Origin of the sequence: Phaeobacter sp. JH20_26 (genome assembly GCF_048056275.1) — a bacterium.
Taxonomy (GTDB): domain Bacteria; phylum Pseudomonadota; class Alphaproteobacteria; order Rhodobacterales; family Rhodobacteraceae; genus Phaeobacter; species Phaeobacter bryozoorum.
This window is the reverse complement of the sequence record NZ_JAYMWL010000026.1, coordinates 206,546-221,691: the sequence shown is the minus strand read 5'-3', so window position 1 is coordinate 221,691 and position 15,146 is coordinate 206,546. Positions and strand designations below refer to the sequence as shown.

Annotated in this window: 14 protein-coding genes and 1 tRNA gene; 8 read left to right on the top strand and 7 right to left on the bottom strand. The window is 60.2% G+C overall.

Annotated features, from left to right (window positions below):
• Positions 1-250: 250 nt before the first annotated feature.
• From msrQ to VWY60_RS19900, 3 genes are all read right to left on the bottom strand, one after another.
• Positions 251-847 (bottom strand): protein-methionine-sulfoxide reductase heme-binding subunit MsrQ, encoded by a 597-nt coding sequence (gene msrQ / locus VWY60_RS19910; protein WP_416541532.1) that lies wholly within the window; start codon positions 845-847, stop codon positions 251-253.
• Positions 848-1,768 (bottom strand): protein-methionine-sulfoxide reductase catalytic subunit MsrP, encoded by a 921-nt coding sequence (msrP, locus tag VWY60_RS19905; protein WP_416541531.1) that lies wholly within the window; start codon positions 1,766-1,768, stop codon positions 848-850.
• Positions 1,769-1,838: 70 nt separating this feature from the next.
• Positions 1,839-3,332, bottom strand: a complete 1,494-nt coding sequence (locus tag VWY60_RS19900) for an FMN-binding glutamate synthase family protein (RefSeq protein WP_416541530.1) — start codon at positions 3,330-3,332, stop codon at positions 1,839-1,841.
• A 115-nt stretch (positions 3,333-3,447) separates the two neighbouring features.
• On the opposite strand from VWY60_RS19900, the gene VWY60_RS19895 reads away from it, so the two are divergent.
• On the top strand, positions 3,448-3,954 hold the full coding sequence (locus VWY60_RS19895; protein ID WP_416541529.1) for a DUF302 domain-containing protein: 507 nt from the start codon (positions 3,448-3,450) through the stop codon (positions 3,952-3,954).
• An 87-nt stretch (positions 3,955-4,041) separates the two neighbouring features.
• Positions 4,042-4,599 (top strand): hypothetical protein, encoded by a 558-nt coding sequence (locus VWY60_RS19890; protein ID WP_340546854.1) that lies wholly within the window; start codon positions 4,042-4,044, stop codon positions 4,597-4,599.
• Positions 4,600-4,676: 77 nt separating this feature from the next.
• On the opposite strand, the gene clpB is transcribed toward VWY60_RS19890, so the two are convergent.
• Entirely contained in the window at positions 4,677-7,295 is a 2,619-nt protein-coding gene (gene clpB, locus VWY60_RS19885; RefSeq protein WP_416541528.1) for an ATP-dependent chaperone ClpB, read from the bottom strand.
• A 323-nt stretch (positions 7,296-7,618) separates the two neighbouring features.
• Here clpB and pyrF point away from each other — a divergent pair, with 323 nt between their 5' ends.
• Positions 7,619-8,350 (top strand): orotidine-5'-phosphate decarboxylase, encoded by a 732-nt coding sequence (gene pyrF / locus VWY60_RS19880; RefSeq protein ID WP_416541527.1) that lies wholly within the window; start codon positions 7,619-7,621, stop codon positions 8,348-8,350.
• 506 nt (positions 8,351-8,856) lie between these two features.
• Here pyrF and VWY60_RS19875 read toward each other — a convergent pair.
• Positions 8,857-9,279 (bottom strand): NUDIX hydrolase, encoded by a 423-nt coding sequence (locus VWY60_RS19875; protein ID WP_416541526.1) that lies wholly within the window; start codon positions 9,277-9,279, stop codon positions 8,857-8,859.
• Between the two features lie 194 nt (positions 9,280-9,473).
• Between VWY60_RS19875 and VWY60_RS19870 the strand changes: the two genes are divergently transcribed.
• Positions 9,474-10,754, top strand: a complete 1,281-nt coding sequence (locus VWY60_RS19870) for a DNA polymerase IV (RefSeq protein WP_416537833.1) — start codon at positions 9,474-9,476, stop codon at positions 10,752-10,754.
• 14 nt (positions 10,755-10,768) lie between these two features.
• Here the strand turns inward: VWY60_RS19870 and VWY60_RS19865 are convergent, their stop codons facing one another.
• Positions 10,769-11,629: an N-formylglutamate amidohydrolase gene (locus tag VWY60_RS19865; protein ID WP_340546859.1), complete on the bottom strand. Its 861-nt coding sequence runs from the start codon at positions 11,627-11,629 to the stop codon at positions 10,769-10,771.
• Positions 11,630-11,789: 160 nt separating this feature from the next.
• Between VWY60_RS19865 and VWY60_RS19860 the strand changes: the two genes are divergently transcribed.
• The 3 genes from VWY60_RS19860 to VWY60_RS19850 all read left to right on the top strand — a co-directional run bounded on the left by VWY60_RS19860 (position 11,790) and on the right by VWY60_RS19850 (position 13,323).
• Positions 11,790-11,864 (top strand) — tRNA-Val (locus tag VWY60_RS19860).
• 78 nt (positions 11,865-11,942) lie between these two features.
• A complete protein-coding gene (ykgO, locus tag VWY60_RS19855; protein WP_008562923.1) occupies positions 11,943-12,068 on the top strand; it encodes a type B 50S ribosomal protein L36 in 126 nt (41 codons plus the stop codon).
• A gap of 238 nt (positions 12,069-12,306) precedes the next feature.
• A complete protein-coding gene (locus VWY60_RS19850) occupies positions 12,307-13,323 on the top strand; it encodes a Fe(3+) ABC transporter substrate-binding protein (protein ID WP_340546860.1) in 1,017 nt (338 codons plus the stop codon).
• A gap of 106 nt (positions 13,324-13,429) precedes the next feature.
• Here VWY60_RS19850 and VWY60_RS19845 read toward each other — a convergent pair whose 3' ends face one another.
• Positions 13,430-13,981 (bottom strand): DUF2938 domain-containing protein, encoded by a 552-nt coding sequence (locus VWY60_RS19845; RefSeq protein ID WP_416544029.1) that lies wholly within the window; start codon positions 13,979-13,981, stop codon positions 13,430-13,432.
• A gap of 287 nt (positions 13,982-14,268) precedes the next feature.
• Between VWY60_RS19845 and VWY60_RS19840 the strand changes: the two genes are divergently transcribed.
• Entirely contained in the window at positions 14,269-15,135 is an 867-nt protein-coding gene (locus tag VWY60_RS19840) for a CobW family GTP-binding protein (RefSeq protein WP_340546862.1), read from the top strand.
• Positions 15,136-15,146 lie beyond the last annotated feature (11 nt).

The window sequence follows — 15,146 nt, the reverse complement described above, 5'->3', positions numbered from 1 at the left end:
TGATGAATTTCTCAAAAGTCTATTATTTTCAGATGCTTACGAAAAATTCTCCATCGAGGATACCACATTTCCCTGGCAGGATCGGGCCATTTTCCCAGCAGGAACAAAGCTGCAACCGGTTTCAGCTCCGAGTCGCTGTCGTCTGCGCTCATGTCCGGGCGAGTCGAGAGGGCTATTCGCTGCGATGTTTCGACTCGCCATACGCACGGGCAGGAGCCTTCTGCGATGGAGATACGCCTCGCACCGCGACTCAGGCGGGCCTCAACCGCTGGACCGCCGGCAGGCGGAGTGCCAGCAGGAGAAGGATCAGCCCCATGTAGATCAGCGGTTCCAGCTGGAAGCCTTTCACCAGCATCACATAGTGCAGGGCCCCGAACAGAGCGGCCGGGTAGGTCAGCCGGTGAAGGCTGCGCCATTTACCTCTCAAACGCCGGACCGAAGCGTTATTGGAGGTCAGAGCGAGCGGCAGCATCAGAACAAAGGCCGCCATGCCGATGGTGATATATGGGCGCTTAACAATATCGGCAAGAATCTGACCGAGCAGCTGCACATCCAACAGAAGCCAGACCAGCAGGTGACAGCTGACATAGAAGAAACACAAAAGACCGACGGCCCGGCGAAACCGCATCAGGTTCAGCCCGAGCAGCCGACGCAGCGGTGTCACAGCGAGGGTGACGACGAGCAGCTGAAGCGCCAGTTTGCCGTATTCGTGCTCAAGCGCCTTGATCGGCTCAGGGCCAAGCGCGCCAGAGAGCCCCTGATAGAACAGCAGGCCTGCGGGCAGCACACCCAGCAGATAGATCAGCCAGATGGGCACGACCCGAATTGTATCGTTGATGCGCTGCATTCAGAAGTTCTTTGCCAGATCCATACCCTCGTAGAGCGCGGCCACCTCTTTTTCATAGCCGTTGAACATCAGGGTCGGCTCGCGGCGAGCAAAGAGCCCCCCGCCAATGCGGCGCTCGGTGGCCTGGCTCCAGCGGGGATGGTCCACATTGGGGTTCACATTGCTATAGAAGCCGTACTCGCCCGCATTTGCCATGTTCCAGCTGGTCTGCGGCTCTTGATCGGTGAGAGTCATACGGACAATCGATTTGATCGACTTGAACCCGTATTTCCATGGCACCACCAGTCGCAGCGGGGCCCCGTTCTGATTGGGTAGCGATTTGCCAAAGATGCCAGTGGCCATGATCGTCAACGGGTGCTGCGCCTCATCAAGGCGCAGGCCCTCCCGGTAGGGCCAGTCCAGCACCTTATAGGCTGTGCCGGGCATTTCCGACGGCCTGTAGAGGGTTTCGAAGGCGACATATTTCGCGCCCTCCTGCACCCCGGCCAGATTGAGCAGATCCGCCAGTTCAAACCCCTGCCAGGGCACCACCATCGACCAGGCCTCAACACAGCGGAAGCGATAGATTCGGTCCTCAAGCGTCATAGCCTCCATGATCTGCTCCACGGAGTAGCTGCCCGGGCGCTCGACCAGGCCATCGATTTCGACGCTCCAGGGCTGGGTTGTCATCTGACCGGCATAGGCAGCCGGATCCCCCTTGCCGGTGCCAAACTCATAGAAGTTGCAATAGCTGGTCACGTCTTCCCAGCTGTTGGGTTCCAGCTCCGCCTCCGTTGCGGCCTGTGCGGTGCCGCCAGCCAAACCCGCCAGACCAAGCCCCGCAGCGCCGCCCAGACCGGCCATGATCTGGCGTCGGTTCAGAAAAGCCGAATAAGGCGTGACGTCGCCGTCACTCAGATCGTTCTTCCAGCGGTGGGCCATGCGGCGTCTCCTTAGTATGGGTATCTGCAGGATCTAAGCCAGCGGGCGGCACAGTCCAAAACATATCCTCTCACGTCTCCGCGATGGCACTGTAACCTGGCATAAGCTCATTCATCGGCCGGCTGCGCCCATCTTCCTGCATGATCCTGACATGTCGGCGACGCAGCTGACGCGGTTCGGTCACGCCGACGGAATGCGCGATGGTTTCAACCTCATGGATGATCTCCTTGGCATAGCGTGCGACGCGGGTGGATTTTTCCTCGACCACCAACCCCTTTTGCAGGCGCTTGTCATGGGTTGTGATACCTGTCGGACAGCTGTTGCGGTTACACTTCAGCGCCTGAATACAGCCCAGCGAGAACATGAATCCCCGCGCCGAGGTCACAAAATCGGCGCCTGCCGCCAGCGCCCAGGCAACATCGCCCGGATTGACCAGCTTGCCAGAGGCGATGAGGCGAATGCGGTCCTTCAGCCCGTATTCATCGCGCAGATTGCACGCAAGCGGCAGTGCCTCCCGGACAGACATCCCAACCAGATCAATCAACGGCATAGGTGCGGCTCCGGTTCCGCCCTCGCCACCGTCCACGGTGATGAAATCCGGCGCGCTGTCGTCCCTGCGGGCGGCAATATTCAGAAACAGCTCGCGCAGGGCCGTCTCAGCACCGACCACCAGCTTTATCCCCACCGGCTTGCCTGTGACCTCCCGAAGATGCGCGATCATATCCAGCAGCTGATCGTAACTGGCAATCTCCGGATGCCGATTGGGGGAGATGCTGTCCTCGCCTTCCGGGATGCCGCGTATCTCGGCAATCTGCCGGGTGACCTTGGCCGCGGGAAGGATCCCACCCTTGCCGGGTTTTGCCCCCTGCGCCAGCTTCAGCTCAAACATCCGCACCGCATCATGGGCGGCAACCTTGCGCAATTGTTCGTCGCTCAGCCCGCCGTTCTCATCGCGCACGCCGTATTTGGCAGTACCAATCTGGAACACCACATCGCAGCCCCCCTCCAGGTGATAGGGACTCAGACCACCCTCGCCGGTGTTCATCCAGACACCGGCCTCTTTTGCCCCATGGCTGAGGGCACGGACGGCCGGCGCAGAGAGCGCCCCATAACTCATGCCGGAGATATTGAAGAACGAGGGTGCCATATAGGGCTGGCGGGCGGTTGGCCCGATCAGGCGCGGCTCGCAACAGGCCTTGCCCTCATCCAAGGCCGGAAATGCCGCATTCACGAAGATTGGCGTCCCCGGCACGTTCAGATTGCGGGTCGAGCCGAAGGCGACGGTATTCCCCTTTCCTTCTGCGGCACGTCCCACCCATTCGCGCTGCGCGCGGTTGAAGGGCATCTCCTCGCGGTCCATGGCAAAGAAATACTGGCGGAAAAACTCTCCCAAGGTGCTGAACAGGCCGCGAAACCTACCGATCACCGGATAATTGCGGCGCACCGCGTCCTCGGTCTGCACCCGATCAACCACGAACAGCCCCGCAGCCACCAATGCCAGCGCCCCCAAAGCAAAGACAAAGGCATATGCGAGGAATTCTATGGCATTTGCCGCGAAACCCATGCAAAAACTCCCATATGATAATGGAACGCGCTGCCCATCGGCCCGTTCGCCCTAGACCAAATTGGTGTATTCCACCGGGCGGGCAAGTCACCTTTGATCACATTGGGAGAGGACCATGACAAAATCCACCGTAATAACCGCTGCATTTCGCACGGGACGCCGCTTCGCCAGCTTTCTGTCGCTGGGTTACGGGGCATTCATCGCGTTATCCCTCCCGGTCACGGCCGAGCCGACAATAACGGCGGATATGGTCAGCTATCAGACCGATCTCGCCTTCGATGATGTCACCTTTGGGCTGGAAAGCGCGATCACCAATCGTGGGTTTGTGGTCGATCATATCAGCCATGTGGGAGAGATGCTGGAGCGGACGCGCGAGGATGTCGGCTCTGACGTCGTTCTGTTCCAAAAGGCCGAGGTCTATTCTTTCTGCTCCGCCAGCCTGTCGCGCAAGGTGATGGAAGCCAATCCGATGAATATCACCTTCTGCCCCTACGATATCTTCATCGCACAGCAGCCCGGCAGCGAGATCACGACAATCGGCTTTCGCGCTTTCCCTGATGGCGACATGCAGCTGATCCAGTCGTTGCTGAATGACATCGTCCTGGAGGCAATCGAGGAGTAAGACCCATCGTTTGAGTTTTTCCGCTGCCTCCTGGCGCCGGCTTTGATAGTCTGATCACCACGGAAATTGACAGCGGACAGATCCTGCATGAAGTCCATCCTTGTTTCGCTTCTGCTGCTCGCGGGCACGATGATCGCTGCCTGCGCACCGGGCACGGACACCCAATCGGATGAGGTCGGCCAGCTTCGCCACGCGATTGAAGCACTTGGCCCGCAAGTCGATCCGGAAGAAGCGGCCAGAGCCGCGCTGATTGCCTATCGCCACGCTACCGCGCTTGCGCAGGAGTATCAGGTGACAACCTCACCGATCCTGCACAACACCCTCGTCAATACCGGCGTCAAACAACGCGGCCTTTGTTATCATTACGCCGAGGACATGCAGGCCCGGCTGCAAAGCGAAGGGTTTCAAAGCCTCACGGTTCTGCGGGCCATCGCAGAGCCAAGAAACAGCTTTCGGATTGAACACAGCAGCGCCGTGATCGCCCCGAAGGGAGCGGATATCTACGGCGGCATCGTGCTGGACCCATGGCGCTATGGCGGCAGGTTGTATTGGTCCGCAACGGCCAAGGATCCCCGGTATGACTGGGAACCCCGCCTGACCGTCCTGCGGCGCAGAGGGGCCACCGCCGTGATGGCCAGAAATTGAACGGCGGCGCATAGCAATGAGCAGACATTTATAAGAGAGGCCCGCCGGATCGGCGGGCCTTCCTTCTTCATGCCAGCTTAGTGCACCACCGCATCATCGGGGCGCGGCCGATCGGTGGAGCCGATGCGATCGCCGATGATCAGACCTTCGACACCGGCACTTACCGGCACCGTGTCGCCATCGCGGATATCTCCGGCCAGAAGCATCTCCGCCAATGGGTTCTGCAAGGCCCGCTGGATCACCCGTTTCAACGGGCGGGCGCCGAACACCGGATCATATCCTTCATCCGCCAGCCACGTCTTTGCACCCTCATCCAGCTCAAGCACGATCTTGCGACCCACAAGCCGCTTTTCAAGCCGCGCCAGCTGTAGCGTGACGATGCCATCCATGTCCTTGCGTCCCAGGCGATCGAAAATGATCGTCTCATCCAGACGGTTCAGGAATTCAGGACGGAAATGCGCACGCACCGCGTCCATCACATCCCGCTTGGCATCGGCGGCATCCGCCCCATCCGGTAGCTGGCTGAGCGCCTGCGCACCGAGGTTGGAGGTCAGGATAATCAGAGTCTGTTTGAAATCGACGGTCCGCCCCTGTCCATCGGTCAGCATCCCATCGTCCAGCACCTGCAACAGCACGTTAAAGACATCCGGGTGGGCCTTCTCCACCTCGTCAAACAGAACAACTTGATAGGGTTTGCGCCGGACGGCCTCGGTCAGAACGCCCCCCTCATCATAGCCGACATATCCCGGAGGCGCGCCGATCAGGCGGGCTACCGAATGTTTCTCCATGAACTCGGACATATCCACGCGCACCATGGCGCTGTCATCATCGAACAGAAACTCAGCCACCGCCTTTGTCAGCTCGGTCTTGCCGACACCGGTCGGGCCAAGGAACAGGAACGACCCCAGCGGGCGGTTCTCGTCATTGAGCCCGGCTCGGGCGCGCCGCACCGCATTGGCCACAGCCGTGACCGCAGTGTCCTGACCAATCACACGACCATGCAGATCCACCTCCATCCGCAACAGCTTCTCGCGCTCGCCCTCGAGCATCTTGGATGTCGGGATCCCGGTCCAGCGCTCGACCACGCCGGCGATTTGCTCCGGACGAACGGCCTCTTCGACCATCAAACCGTTACGGTCAGAGGTTTCGGCCTCGCTCAGCTGCTTTTCCAGACCTGGGATAACGCCGTAGGACAGCTCCCCTGCGCGGGCGAGATTGCCTTCACGTTTGGCTGCATCCAGATCCGCTCGCGCACGGTCCAGCCGCTCCTTCAGCTCACGGGCCGAAGCCAGCTTGTCCCGCTCGGACTGCCACTGTGCGGTCATCTCTGCGGATTTCTCCTGCAGGTCCGACAGCTCTTTCTGCAGGGTATCCAGCCGATCCTTGGAGGCCGCGTCATCCTCGAGTTTCAACGCCTCTTCCTCGATCTGCATCTGCAGGATCTGACGGTCGAGCGCATCCAGCTCTTCTGGCTTGCTGTCGACCTGCATCCGCAGACGCGCCGCCGCCTCATCAACAAGGTCAATCGCCTTGTCCGGCAGGAACCGGTCGGTGATGTAGCGATGCGACAGAGTGGCCGCCGCGACCAGCGCCGCATCCGCGATACGGACACCGTGGTGCAGCTCGTATTTCTCCTTGATGCCCCGCAGGATCGAAATAGTGTCTTCGACAGTGGGTTCCGTCACCATGACAGGCTGGAACCGCCGGGCAAGCGCCGCGTCTTTCTCAACGTATTTGCGGTACTCATCCAGAGTGGTCGCGCCGATACAGTGGAGTTCGCCCCGCGCCAGCGCCGGTTTGATCAGGTTGGCCGCATCCATCGCGCCATCGGATTTACCCGCGCCAACCAGCGTGTGCATTTCATCGATGAACAGAATGATTTCGCCTGCTGCGTCGGTCACTTCGGTCAGCACCGCCTTGAGCCGTTCCTCAAACTCGCCGCGGTATTTGGCCCCGGCAATCAATGCGCCCATATCAAGCGAGAGTAACTGTTTGTCACGCAGGGATTCCGGCACATCGCCATTGACGATGCGCAGCGCCATACCTTCGGCAATCGCAGTTTTACCAACCCCCGGCTCACCAATCAGCACCGGGTTGTTCTTGGTCCGGCGGCTCAGCACCTGCATGGCGCGGCGAATTTCCTCGTCGCGGCCGATGATCGGGTCAATCTTGCCCTCGCGCACAGCTTCGGTCAGATCTCGGGCAAATTTCTTGAGCGCGTCATAGCCATCTTCGGCACTGGCACTGTCTGCCTTGCGCCCCTTGCGGATGTCATTCACCGCCTCATTCAGCGCCTGGGCGGTCACGTGACCAGCCGCCAGCGCTTCCTTGGCTTTGGATTTCACCATGCACAGCGCCATCAGCACCCGCTCGACAGGGACAAAGCTGTCGCCTGCCTTCTCGGCAATCTTGGTCGCTTCATCCAGCACCTTGGCGGTCTGGCCGTCCAGATAGATGTCTGCGGAATTGCCCTGCACCTTCGGCAGCTTCGAAACCGCAAGTTCCAGCGCCTGGACCACCTGGGTCGGGTTACCACCGGCGCGGGTGATCAGATTGCTTGCCAGCCCCTGGTCATCATCCATCAGCGCCTTCAACAGGTGCTCTGGCATCAGCCGCTGGTGATCTTCACGTCGCGCAATCGTCTGGGCCGCCTGCACAAAACCACGCGCCCGTTCAGTGAACTTGTTCAAGTCCATCTTGCTCTCCTTATATAAGCGCCCCCTTTTCTGGTGACGCCCGCTCTGCGGCACGTCCCGGTCGGGGCCTCCTGTCCAATGTGGGAGGTCTTATCGTCTCTTCAAGGCTACTATGCGGCAAATATGTCACCAAATCCCTGACCCAGATCAACCGCTTGCTCATTCAGCCACTCCCTCGATCGGTTTGTCGCACCCTGCCACCGCCCCGCCGGGCCCGTTTTTCCCTTTCCCAACCGAGGCGGCGGCACTAAAAGCAGTGCGATCCCAAGACCACCCCTACCGTCACACGGCCTGAACCGCCGCACAAAAGACGAGGAACCTTCATGTCCGCTTCTTCCACCAGCCACTCTTCCCCTGACGCCAAAGCCGACGACCGGCTGATCGTTGCACTGGACGTGCCCAATGCGCTTGCCGGGCTTCAGCTGGCCGACACGCTTGGTGACGCGGTCTCCTTCTATAAAATCGGATTGGGGATGCTGACCGGTGGTGGTCTGGCGCTTGCGAATGAGCTGAAACAGGAGCGCGGCAAACGAATTTTCCTCGATATGAAACTGTTTGATATCAGCGCCACGGTTGAGGCCGCGGTTCGGGGGCTGGCCCAGTTCGACCTCGACTTTCTCACAGTGCATGGCGATCCCCATGTGGTGCGCGCAGCCAAGGAAGGTGCCGCCGGCACAAGTCTCAAGATCCTTGGTGTCACCATTCTGACCTCGCTGGACCGCTCCGATCTGGATGAAGCCCTGATAAAATCAGGCGACATTCCCGATCTGGTACAAGAGCGCGCGGGGCTAGCTCTCGCGGCCGGGGCCGATGGCGTGATCGCCAGCCCGCAGGAAGCGGCGCTGATCCGCGCCCTGCCAGAAGCCACAGGCAAGTTGATCGTCACCCCCGGCGTCCGCCCTGCCGGTGCGGCGCTTGGAGATCAGAAAAGGGTGGCAACCCCAGCAAATGCGCTGGAGGCCGGCGCCGATCATATTGTGGTCGGTCGCCCGATCTGGGCAGCAGACGCCCCGCGCAGCGCCGCCGAAGATATTCTGGCCAGTCTGCCACGGTAAACCGGCCCCCGCCTGCGGCGCGTCCCACACGGCATCAGTTACACTTATTCAACACGGGCAACCCGTCGGCACAGATCTGCCCGGCGGGTTTTCTGGTCAGATTGACCCGAAGGCGGCGGGCAGTCCCACTCGCCACTCAAAGATCTAGCCGAAATAAAACTTTTCATCAGACCCATGCCGGACGGGAATTCTGCCACATGTACGCCAAGATTACCTAGGGTCAACCTTCAGTATTACAACAGTATTTTGCGTTTCACCGCAGCAGATTGCGCCCTTTTGTCCTGTGCCCGCAAAAGCACACAATCAAAGGCAGAATTACATAATCCTGCCTTACAGCCTTTGCCCGGCGGTCAAAATGACCGACCCTATACGGGAGACACTCCCCTGACGGCCTTGCTCTTCCTGAGGTTCGTCACCTCCCCCGCTACAGCAGCGGGGGTTCTTTCTTTTCAGCCCCGGATATTCAGCCGCTGACAGGCGATCCGCCAAGGGTGATACCGCACATTTTATCCTATGCCACCAGCTTTGGCGGGGCGTGTCAGGTAGCTTTGCAGATATTCCGCAAAATGCGGCACCGCCAGCTCATGCCCGATGTACCACTCAGGACGCACCAGCGCCCAGCTCTGACCTTCATCGCCCAACCGAATGTCGCGCTCGCGCGCGGCAGGCAGATGCGCGACAAAAAACCAGACGACACCATTGCGCCGCTCATAGCTTTGCCGCCACACCAGATCCGCCTCCTGCACGACCAGCCCAACCTCTTCTTCCGTTTCGCGCAGCGCGCAGGTTTCCGGTGTTTCCTCGCCTTCGCGCCCGCCGCCTGGGAAATCCCAATGGCCGGGGTAGGGAATATGCGGATAGGCATCACGCTCGATCACCAGCAGCCTATCGCCAATGAAAAGCGCCAGCTTGGCGCCGTTGAATGTCATTGCTGCTCTCACCATGTCAGATGATCTAAAGACAATTGCTGTGGCAGAGGCTACTCTGAGCGCCCCCGCAGCACCATCAGATTCCCCGACCCTTTCGGCCGCAACGCCTCCGCCCCATGTCAGACCAATCGCACATACCGCCCGATCACACGGCCCCGTCTGAGCTGGAGACGCCCAGCCATGCGCCCCGGCGCCTGCAGGTGCTGTGCCGGGAGTGCTTGTCCTATGGTGTCCTCAAACCAAAAAACGGCCAGACACCAAATCCAAAGCGCTGCCCAAGCTGCCAGAGCCCACGGATCAAGGCGCACCCGGAGCTGTTCTCGCTGTCGATTGCACATATGGACTGCGACGCCTTCTACGCCAGCGTTGAGAAACGCGACAATCCCGAGCTTGCCGACAAACCGGTGGTGATCGGGGGCGGGCGGCGTGGTGTCGTCTCCACGGCCTGCTATGTGGCACGCATTCGCGGTGTGCGATCGGCCATGCCGATGTTTCAGGCGCTCAAGCTTTGCCCGGACGCCGTGGTGATAAAGCCGCGAATGAATGTCTATGTCGAGGTCAGCCGCCAGATCCGAGCGATGATGGATGAGCTGACGCCTGATGTGGAACCCCTGTCGCTGGATGAGGCCTTCATGGATCTGTCTGGCACCCAGCGGCTGCATGGCGCGCCACCTGCGGTGATGCTGGCACGGCTGGTCAAACGCATGAAGGACGAGCTGGGCGTGACAGGATCAATCGGGCTGTCACACAACAAATTCCTGGCAAAGGTCGCCTCCGACCTCGACAAACCGCGCGGATTCTCGGTGATTGGCAAAGAGGAGACAGCCGATTTCCTGAAAGACAAACCGGTGCGCCTGATATGGGGTATCGGCCCAGCCGCTCAGGCGTCGCTCGACAAAGCCGGCATCCGCAGTTTTTCGGATTTGCTGCGCTGGGACCGCACTGATCTGAACGCGCGGTTCGGCTCGATGGGGGAACGGCTCTGGCATCTCGCGCGCGGGCAGGACCGGCGGCGGGTGTCGGCCAATGCGCCGGTGAAATCCATCTCGAACGAAACCACCTTCTACGAGGACACCGCAAGTCTGGAGGTGCTGGACGGTCACCTGTGGCGGCTGGCCGAAAAAGTCTCTGACCGTGCCAAAGCCCGACAGCTTGCAGGGCGGGTGGTGACGCTGAAGCTGAAGCGCGCCAATCACAGCAGCCTCACCCGGCGGCAATCTCTGCGAGATGCGACCCAGATTGCCGACATGATCTACCGAACGGCGCGGGCGCTTCTGGATCAGGTCGGCGACGAAGGCCCCTACCGGCTACTTGGCTGCGGCATCTCCGAGCTGGTGCCCGAAACGCAGGCCGATATCACCGGCGACCTTCTGGATCCACAGGCCGGGCAGCGCGCAAAGGCGGAGCGGGCCACGGATGCAATTCGCGAACGCTTCGGCAAATCGGCCATCCAGAAGGGTCGCGCCCTGCGCTGAACAGCCGCCTGTGTTTATTCCGCAGCCAGCGGCATCGGTTCACAGTTCAGCTGCGACAGCTCGGCAATCACATCGGACAGCACCTTTTGCAGCGCTGCAAAATCAGAGGTTTTCTCAATCCGCGCCTCATCCATATAGAGTGAGCGGTCAATCTCGACCTGCACCGCGTGCTGCGCCCGTGACGGGCGCCCGTAGGTCTGTGTGATATAAGCCCCGGCAAAAGGCGTGTTTCGCGCGACTCGCAAACCTGCGCCAACAAACGCCGCTTCGACCCGGTCCATGATCTCGGCCGAAGCTGCCGCGCCGAAACGATCGCCAAGCACAACATCCGGCAGCCCAGCCCCCCGTCGTCCTGCGGCCGAAATCGCTTCGTGCGGCATCGAATGACAGTCAATCAGCACGGCCTGGCCAAAGCCGATGCGGGCCTGGTCCAGTAGCTGCTGCAAAGCCGCGTGGTAGGGGCGCCAATAGGTGGCAATCCGGTGGCTTGCTTCAGCCCGGCTCAGCTTGCCATGATAGATCGCCCGACCATGGGCCACCACGCGCGGCACCACCCCCAGGCCAGAGGCCACACGCGGGTTCTGCCCCCGCTTGATGACGCCTTCGATCAGCGCCGGATCCAGCTCTTCGGTTGATCGATTGAGATCGACATAGGCCCGTGGCGCCCGCGCGGTCAGCAGTGGCATCCCGAATCGCGGCGCGGCGGCAAACAGCTCATCCACGAAGGCGTCTTCTGAACTGCGCAGCTGCAAAGGATCGAGAATCGTCTGCGCCAGAAAAGCCGCGCTGTAATCCGATCCGCTATGCGGCGAGGCAAAAACCACCCCAGACCGCAATTCCTGTGGCATTTCCACCAAATATACTGTGTCAGACATGCAGGCTCCGGCGGCTCAAATACAAGAAACAGCATAGACCGGAAATTTCTGCGGTCAAAAGCTCTTGCACCCCTCTCCGACTCATTTTATAGACCCCCTCACCGGCGCGGTCATCCGCGCCCCTTTCAATTTGGGGCCGGCCGAAAGCGTGGGTATTCATGGGCGATTAGCTCAGTGGTAGAGCACTTCGTTGACATCGAAGGGGTCACAAGTTCGAACCTTGTATCGCCCACCATGAATTCATTGCTCTGGTCCTACGATCGGAGCCCCGCAACCCAGGCGCTGGTTCGCGCCGCAGAACAGGAGATAGGCCATGAAGGTCAAGAACTCGCTCCGCTCGCTCAAGAACCGGCACCGTGATTGCCGCGTTGTGCGTCGCAAGGGCCGTGTCTATGTGATCAACAAGACCCAGCGCCGCTTTAAAGCACGCCAGGGCTGATCGCCAGACGCAGCATAGCTGATTTGAGAAAACCGCATCTTCGGATGCGGTTTTTTTGTGTTTTCAGGCCTCTCTTGCCGGTGACCTCAAGAGGGTTGTAACGGCCCACCTCTTTTTCTGATTGTTTTTGTCAGTTTTGCTTTGCATTTTTTGTGAAACTCTTTATCTGAGCAAATCAGTCGGGTTCGACGCCAGTGGCCAAGATCCCCCCGAGTGTTTTGAATAGATGGGAAGTACCATGCTGAAATCGACCACCATTCTTGCAGGCGCTTTGGTCGCCGCCGTCGCAACATCTGCCGCTGCCGAGGGTGAGCTGAACCTCTACTCCTCGCGCCACTACGATACCGACGAACGGCTCTATTCCGACTTCGAAGAGGCCACCGGCATCACGATCAACCGGATCGAAGGCAAGGCTGACGAGTTGATCGCCCGGATGAGCGCCGAGGGCGCGAACTCCCCCGCCGATATCCTGCTGACAGTTGATACATCGCGTCTGGCACGTGCCAAGAACGAAGGCCTCCTTCAGGCCATCGACAGCGACATCCTGGAAGCCCGCGTTCCCGGCTATCTGCAGGATGCGGACAACCAGTGGTTCGGCTTCTCCCAGCGTGCGCGCATCATCTTCTTTGACAAGGCAGATGTCGCCAACCCGCCGAAAACATACCTCGACCTCGCGGATCCCGCCTACAAAGGTCAGATCTGCATCCGCTCTTCGACCAATACCTACAACCAGACTCTGCTGGCCTCCATCGTCACGCATCACGGTGAAGAAGCCGCAACCGACTGGGCAAAAGGCGTCGTTGCCAACATGGCCCGCGCGCCCCAGGGCGGCGACACCGATCAGCTGCGCGGCATCGTCTCCGGCGAGTGCGAAATCGCCGTTGGCAACAGCTACTACTTCGCCCGTTCCATCCGCAAAGACGTGAAAGGTCTGTCCGCCGAACGTGACATGATCGGCTGGGTCTTCCCTGCGCAGGACGCAGAAGGCGCCCACATGAACCTGTCCGGTGGCGGTGTTGCGGTGAACGCACCGAACAAGGAGAACGCGATCAAGTTCCTCGAATACCTCGCCTCCGATCAGGCGCAGCAGTATTTCTCCGCAGGCAATGATGAGTACCCGGCGGTTCCGGGTGTTGCGCTTGCGCCCAGCATTGCGGCACTCGGCCACTTCAAACCCGATGACGTGCAGCTGTCGGACGTAGCGCAGAACATCCCCACCGCACAGAAGATCTTCAACCAGGTGGGTTGGGAGTAACTGCCCCGGTCGCTGCAAGGCCGAGCAGCCACCACAGCCGAATAACGGGAAAGGCGCAGGAGACTCTCCTGCGCCTTTCTTGTTTTCCAACGCGGCAGTCGTCTGTCTATTCTGCCGGTGAAATCTGGTCACTTGATCCATGCTGACCCTTCGGCGCGAGGCGCGACAGGCCATAGGCGACGACATAGAGACCCAACCCGAACGAGAAATGCGACATCAGGCTCTTCAGCCGCGCAATGTCCGGGTTCGGTTTGTTCGAAGCCATGATTCCGGCCCCCAAGGCAGGCTGCAAGATGAAGAATGGCGCAACCACCGTCACCAGACCAAAAAGAATCGGCGCAACCGGCCCCGGCTTCAGCAGCTGGCGCTGCCCGCCTAGCGCGACAAACAGCGCCGCAAAAATCACGCCCACAACATAATGCGCAGTCCAGCCGATTGCGGCCTCATTCGCCACCGGCGGGACCTTGCCGATGCTTTCATGGGTGAAGATCCCATCCGGCATGTACCCCAGCCAACGCCCCACCACGGCAAAATTGCTTTGCGGCACGCCAAATAGCGCATCGGCGACGACGGCCCACAGATCCATGAAGGCAGTTGCCCCCACCCCCAGCAGAACAATGCGGATTATCAAGTCATTGCGGTTCAACACGGCATCCATCCCTCTTGTGTGATTTTGGTTCCCGCAGGGGACATCCACCCTCGGGTCACAGTGATTTTAGGTGCTGAGGACCGCCGGCCGCCAATTGCATTGTCTGAGGTACCCCCCCAGCAAAGCCGATACGAACGCGAAAACCGCCGAATGACCGCTATCCATAGTCCTTTACCTCACGTCGCGCCGTGGGTGGACGGGCTGGAAAAGACCACCTATAGCTTCGGGTCGAATTCACAGATGCAGAGCGAGAAACTAGCCATGCGTGACCACAATACTCCATCGGGTGAATACCAATGACACGTATTCCGGTCACCATCATCAGCGGCTATCTCGGCGCTGGAAAAACCACGTTGATCAACCGTCTGCTGAGCGATGATCACGGGTTGCGTCTGACCGTTCTGGTCAATGATTTTGGGCGCATCAACATTGATGAAAGCCTGTTGCAGGACGGAACCTCACAGACCATCGCATTGAGCAACGGCTGTGTCTGCTGCACCCTGGGCGAAGATCTGACCGCCGCGCTGCATCGTATTCTGGCCGAGGGCAGCCGCCCGGATCATATCGTGATCGAGGCCAGCGGCCTCTCCGATCCGGTCGCCATTGCCAACACCGTGGTGAACGAGAGCCAGCTGTCCTATGGCGGCATCATCACCGTCGCCGATGGCGAAAACCTCTGCGATCTGCTGAACGACGATCTGCTGCGCGAGCAGACCAGTCAGCAGATCCGTGCCGCGGACCTGGTGCTGATCAGCAAATGCGACGCCCCTTCTGACGCTGTTATGACCCGGCTGGACGAGCTGGGCGCCCGCACGCCGACGATTCTCGAAGACGCCCCGATTGCCGACTTGCTGTTTGACGTGGTCCCACTGCCGGTTGGCAGGGCAACTGCAAAATCCGCCCACCACGCCTATGCGACCTGGCACCACCGCAGCGCCGAGCCGATGGATCGGTGCCGCCTGGGTGACAAGCTGGCAAACCGGCCAAGCGGGATCTATCGGATGAAGGGATTTATCCTCACCAATGGCGGCGGCTATGAGCTGCATGTGGTTGGTCGGCAGGTCTCGGCCAAGCGCTGCGATGCCGAGGAAACCGTTCTGGTTGCCCTTGGCCCGGCGGCCCGGATTTCCCGTGAGGAAATCGAGGCTTGGTGGCAGAGCTAAAGGCTTGCGCC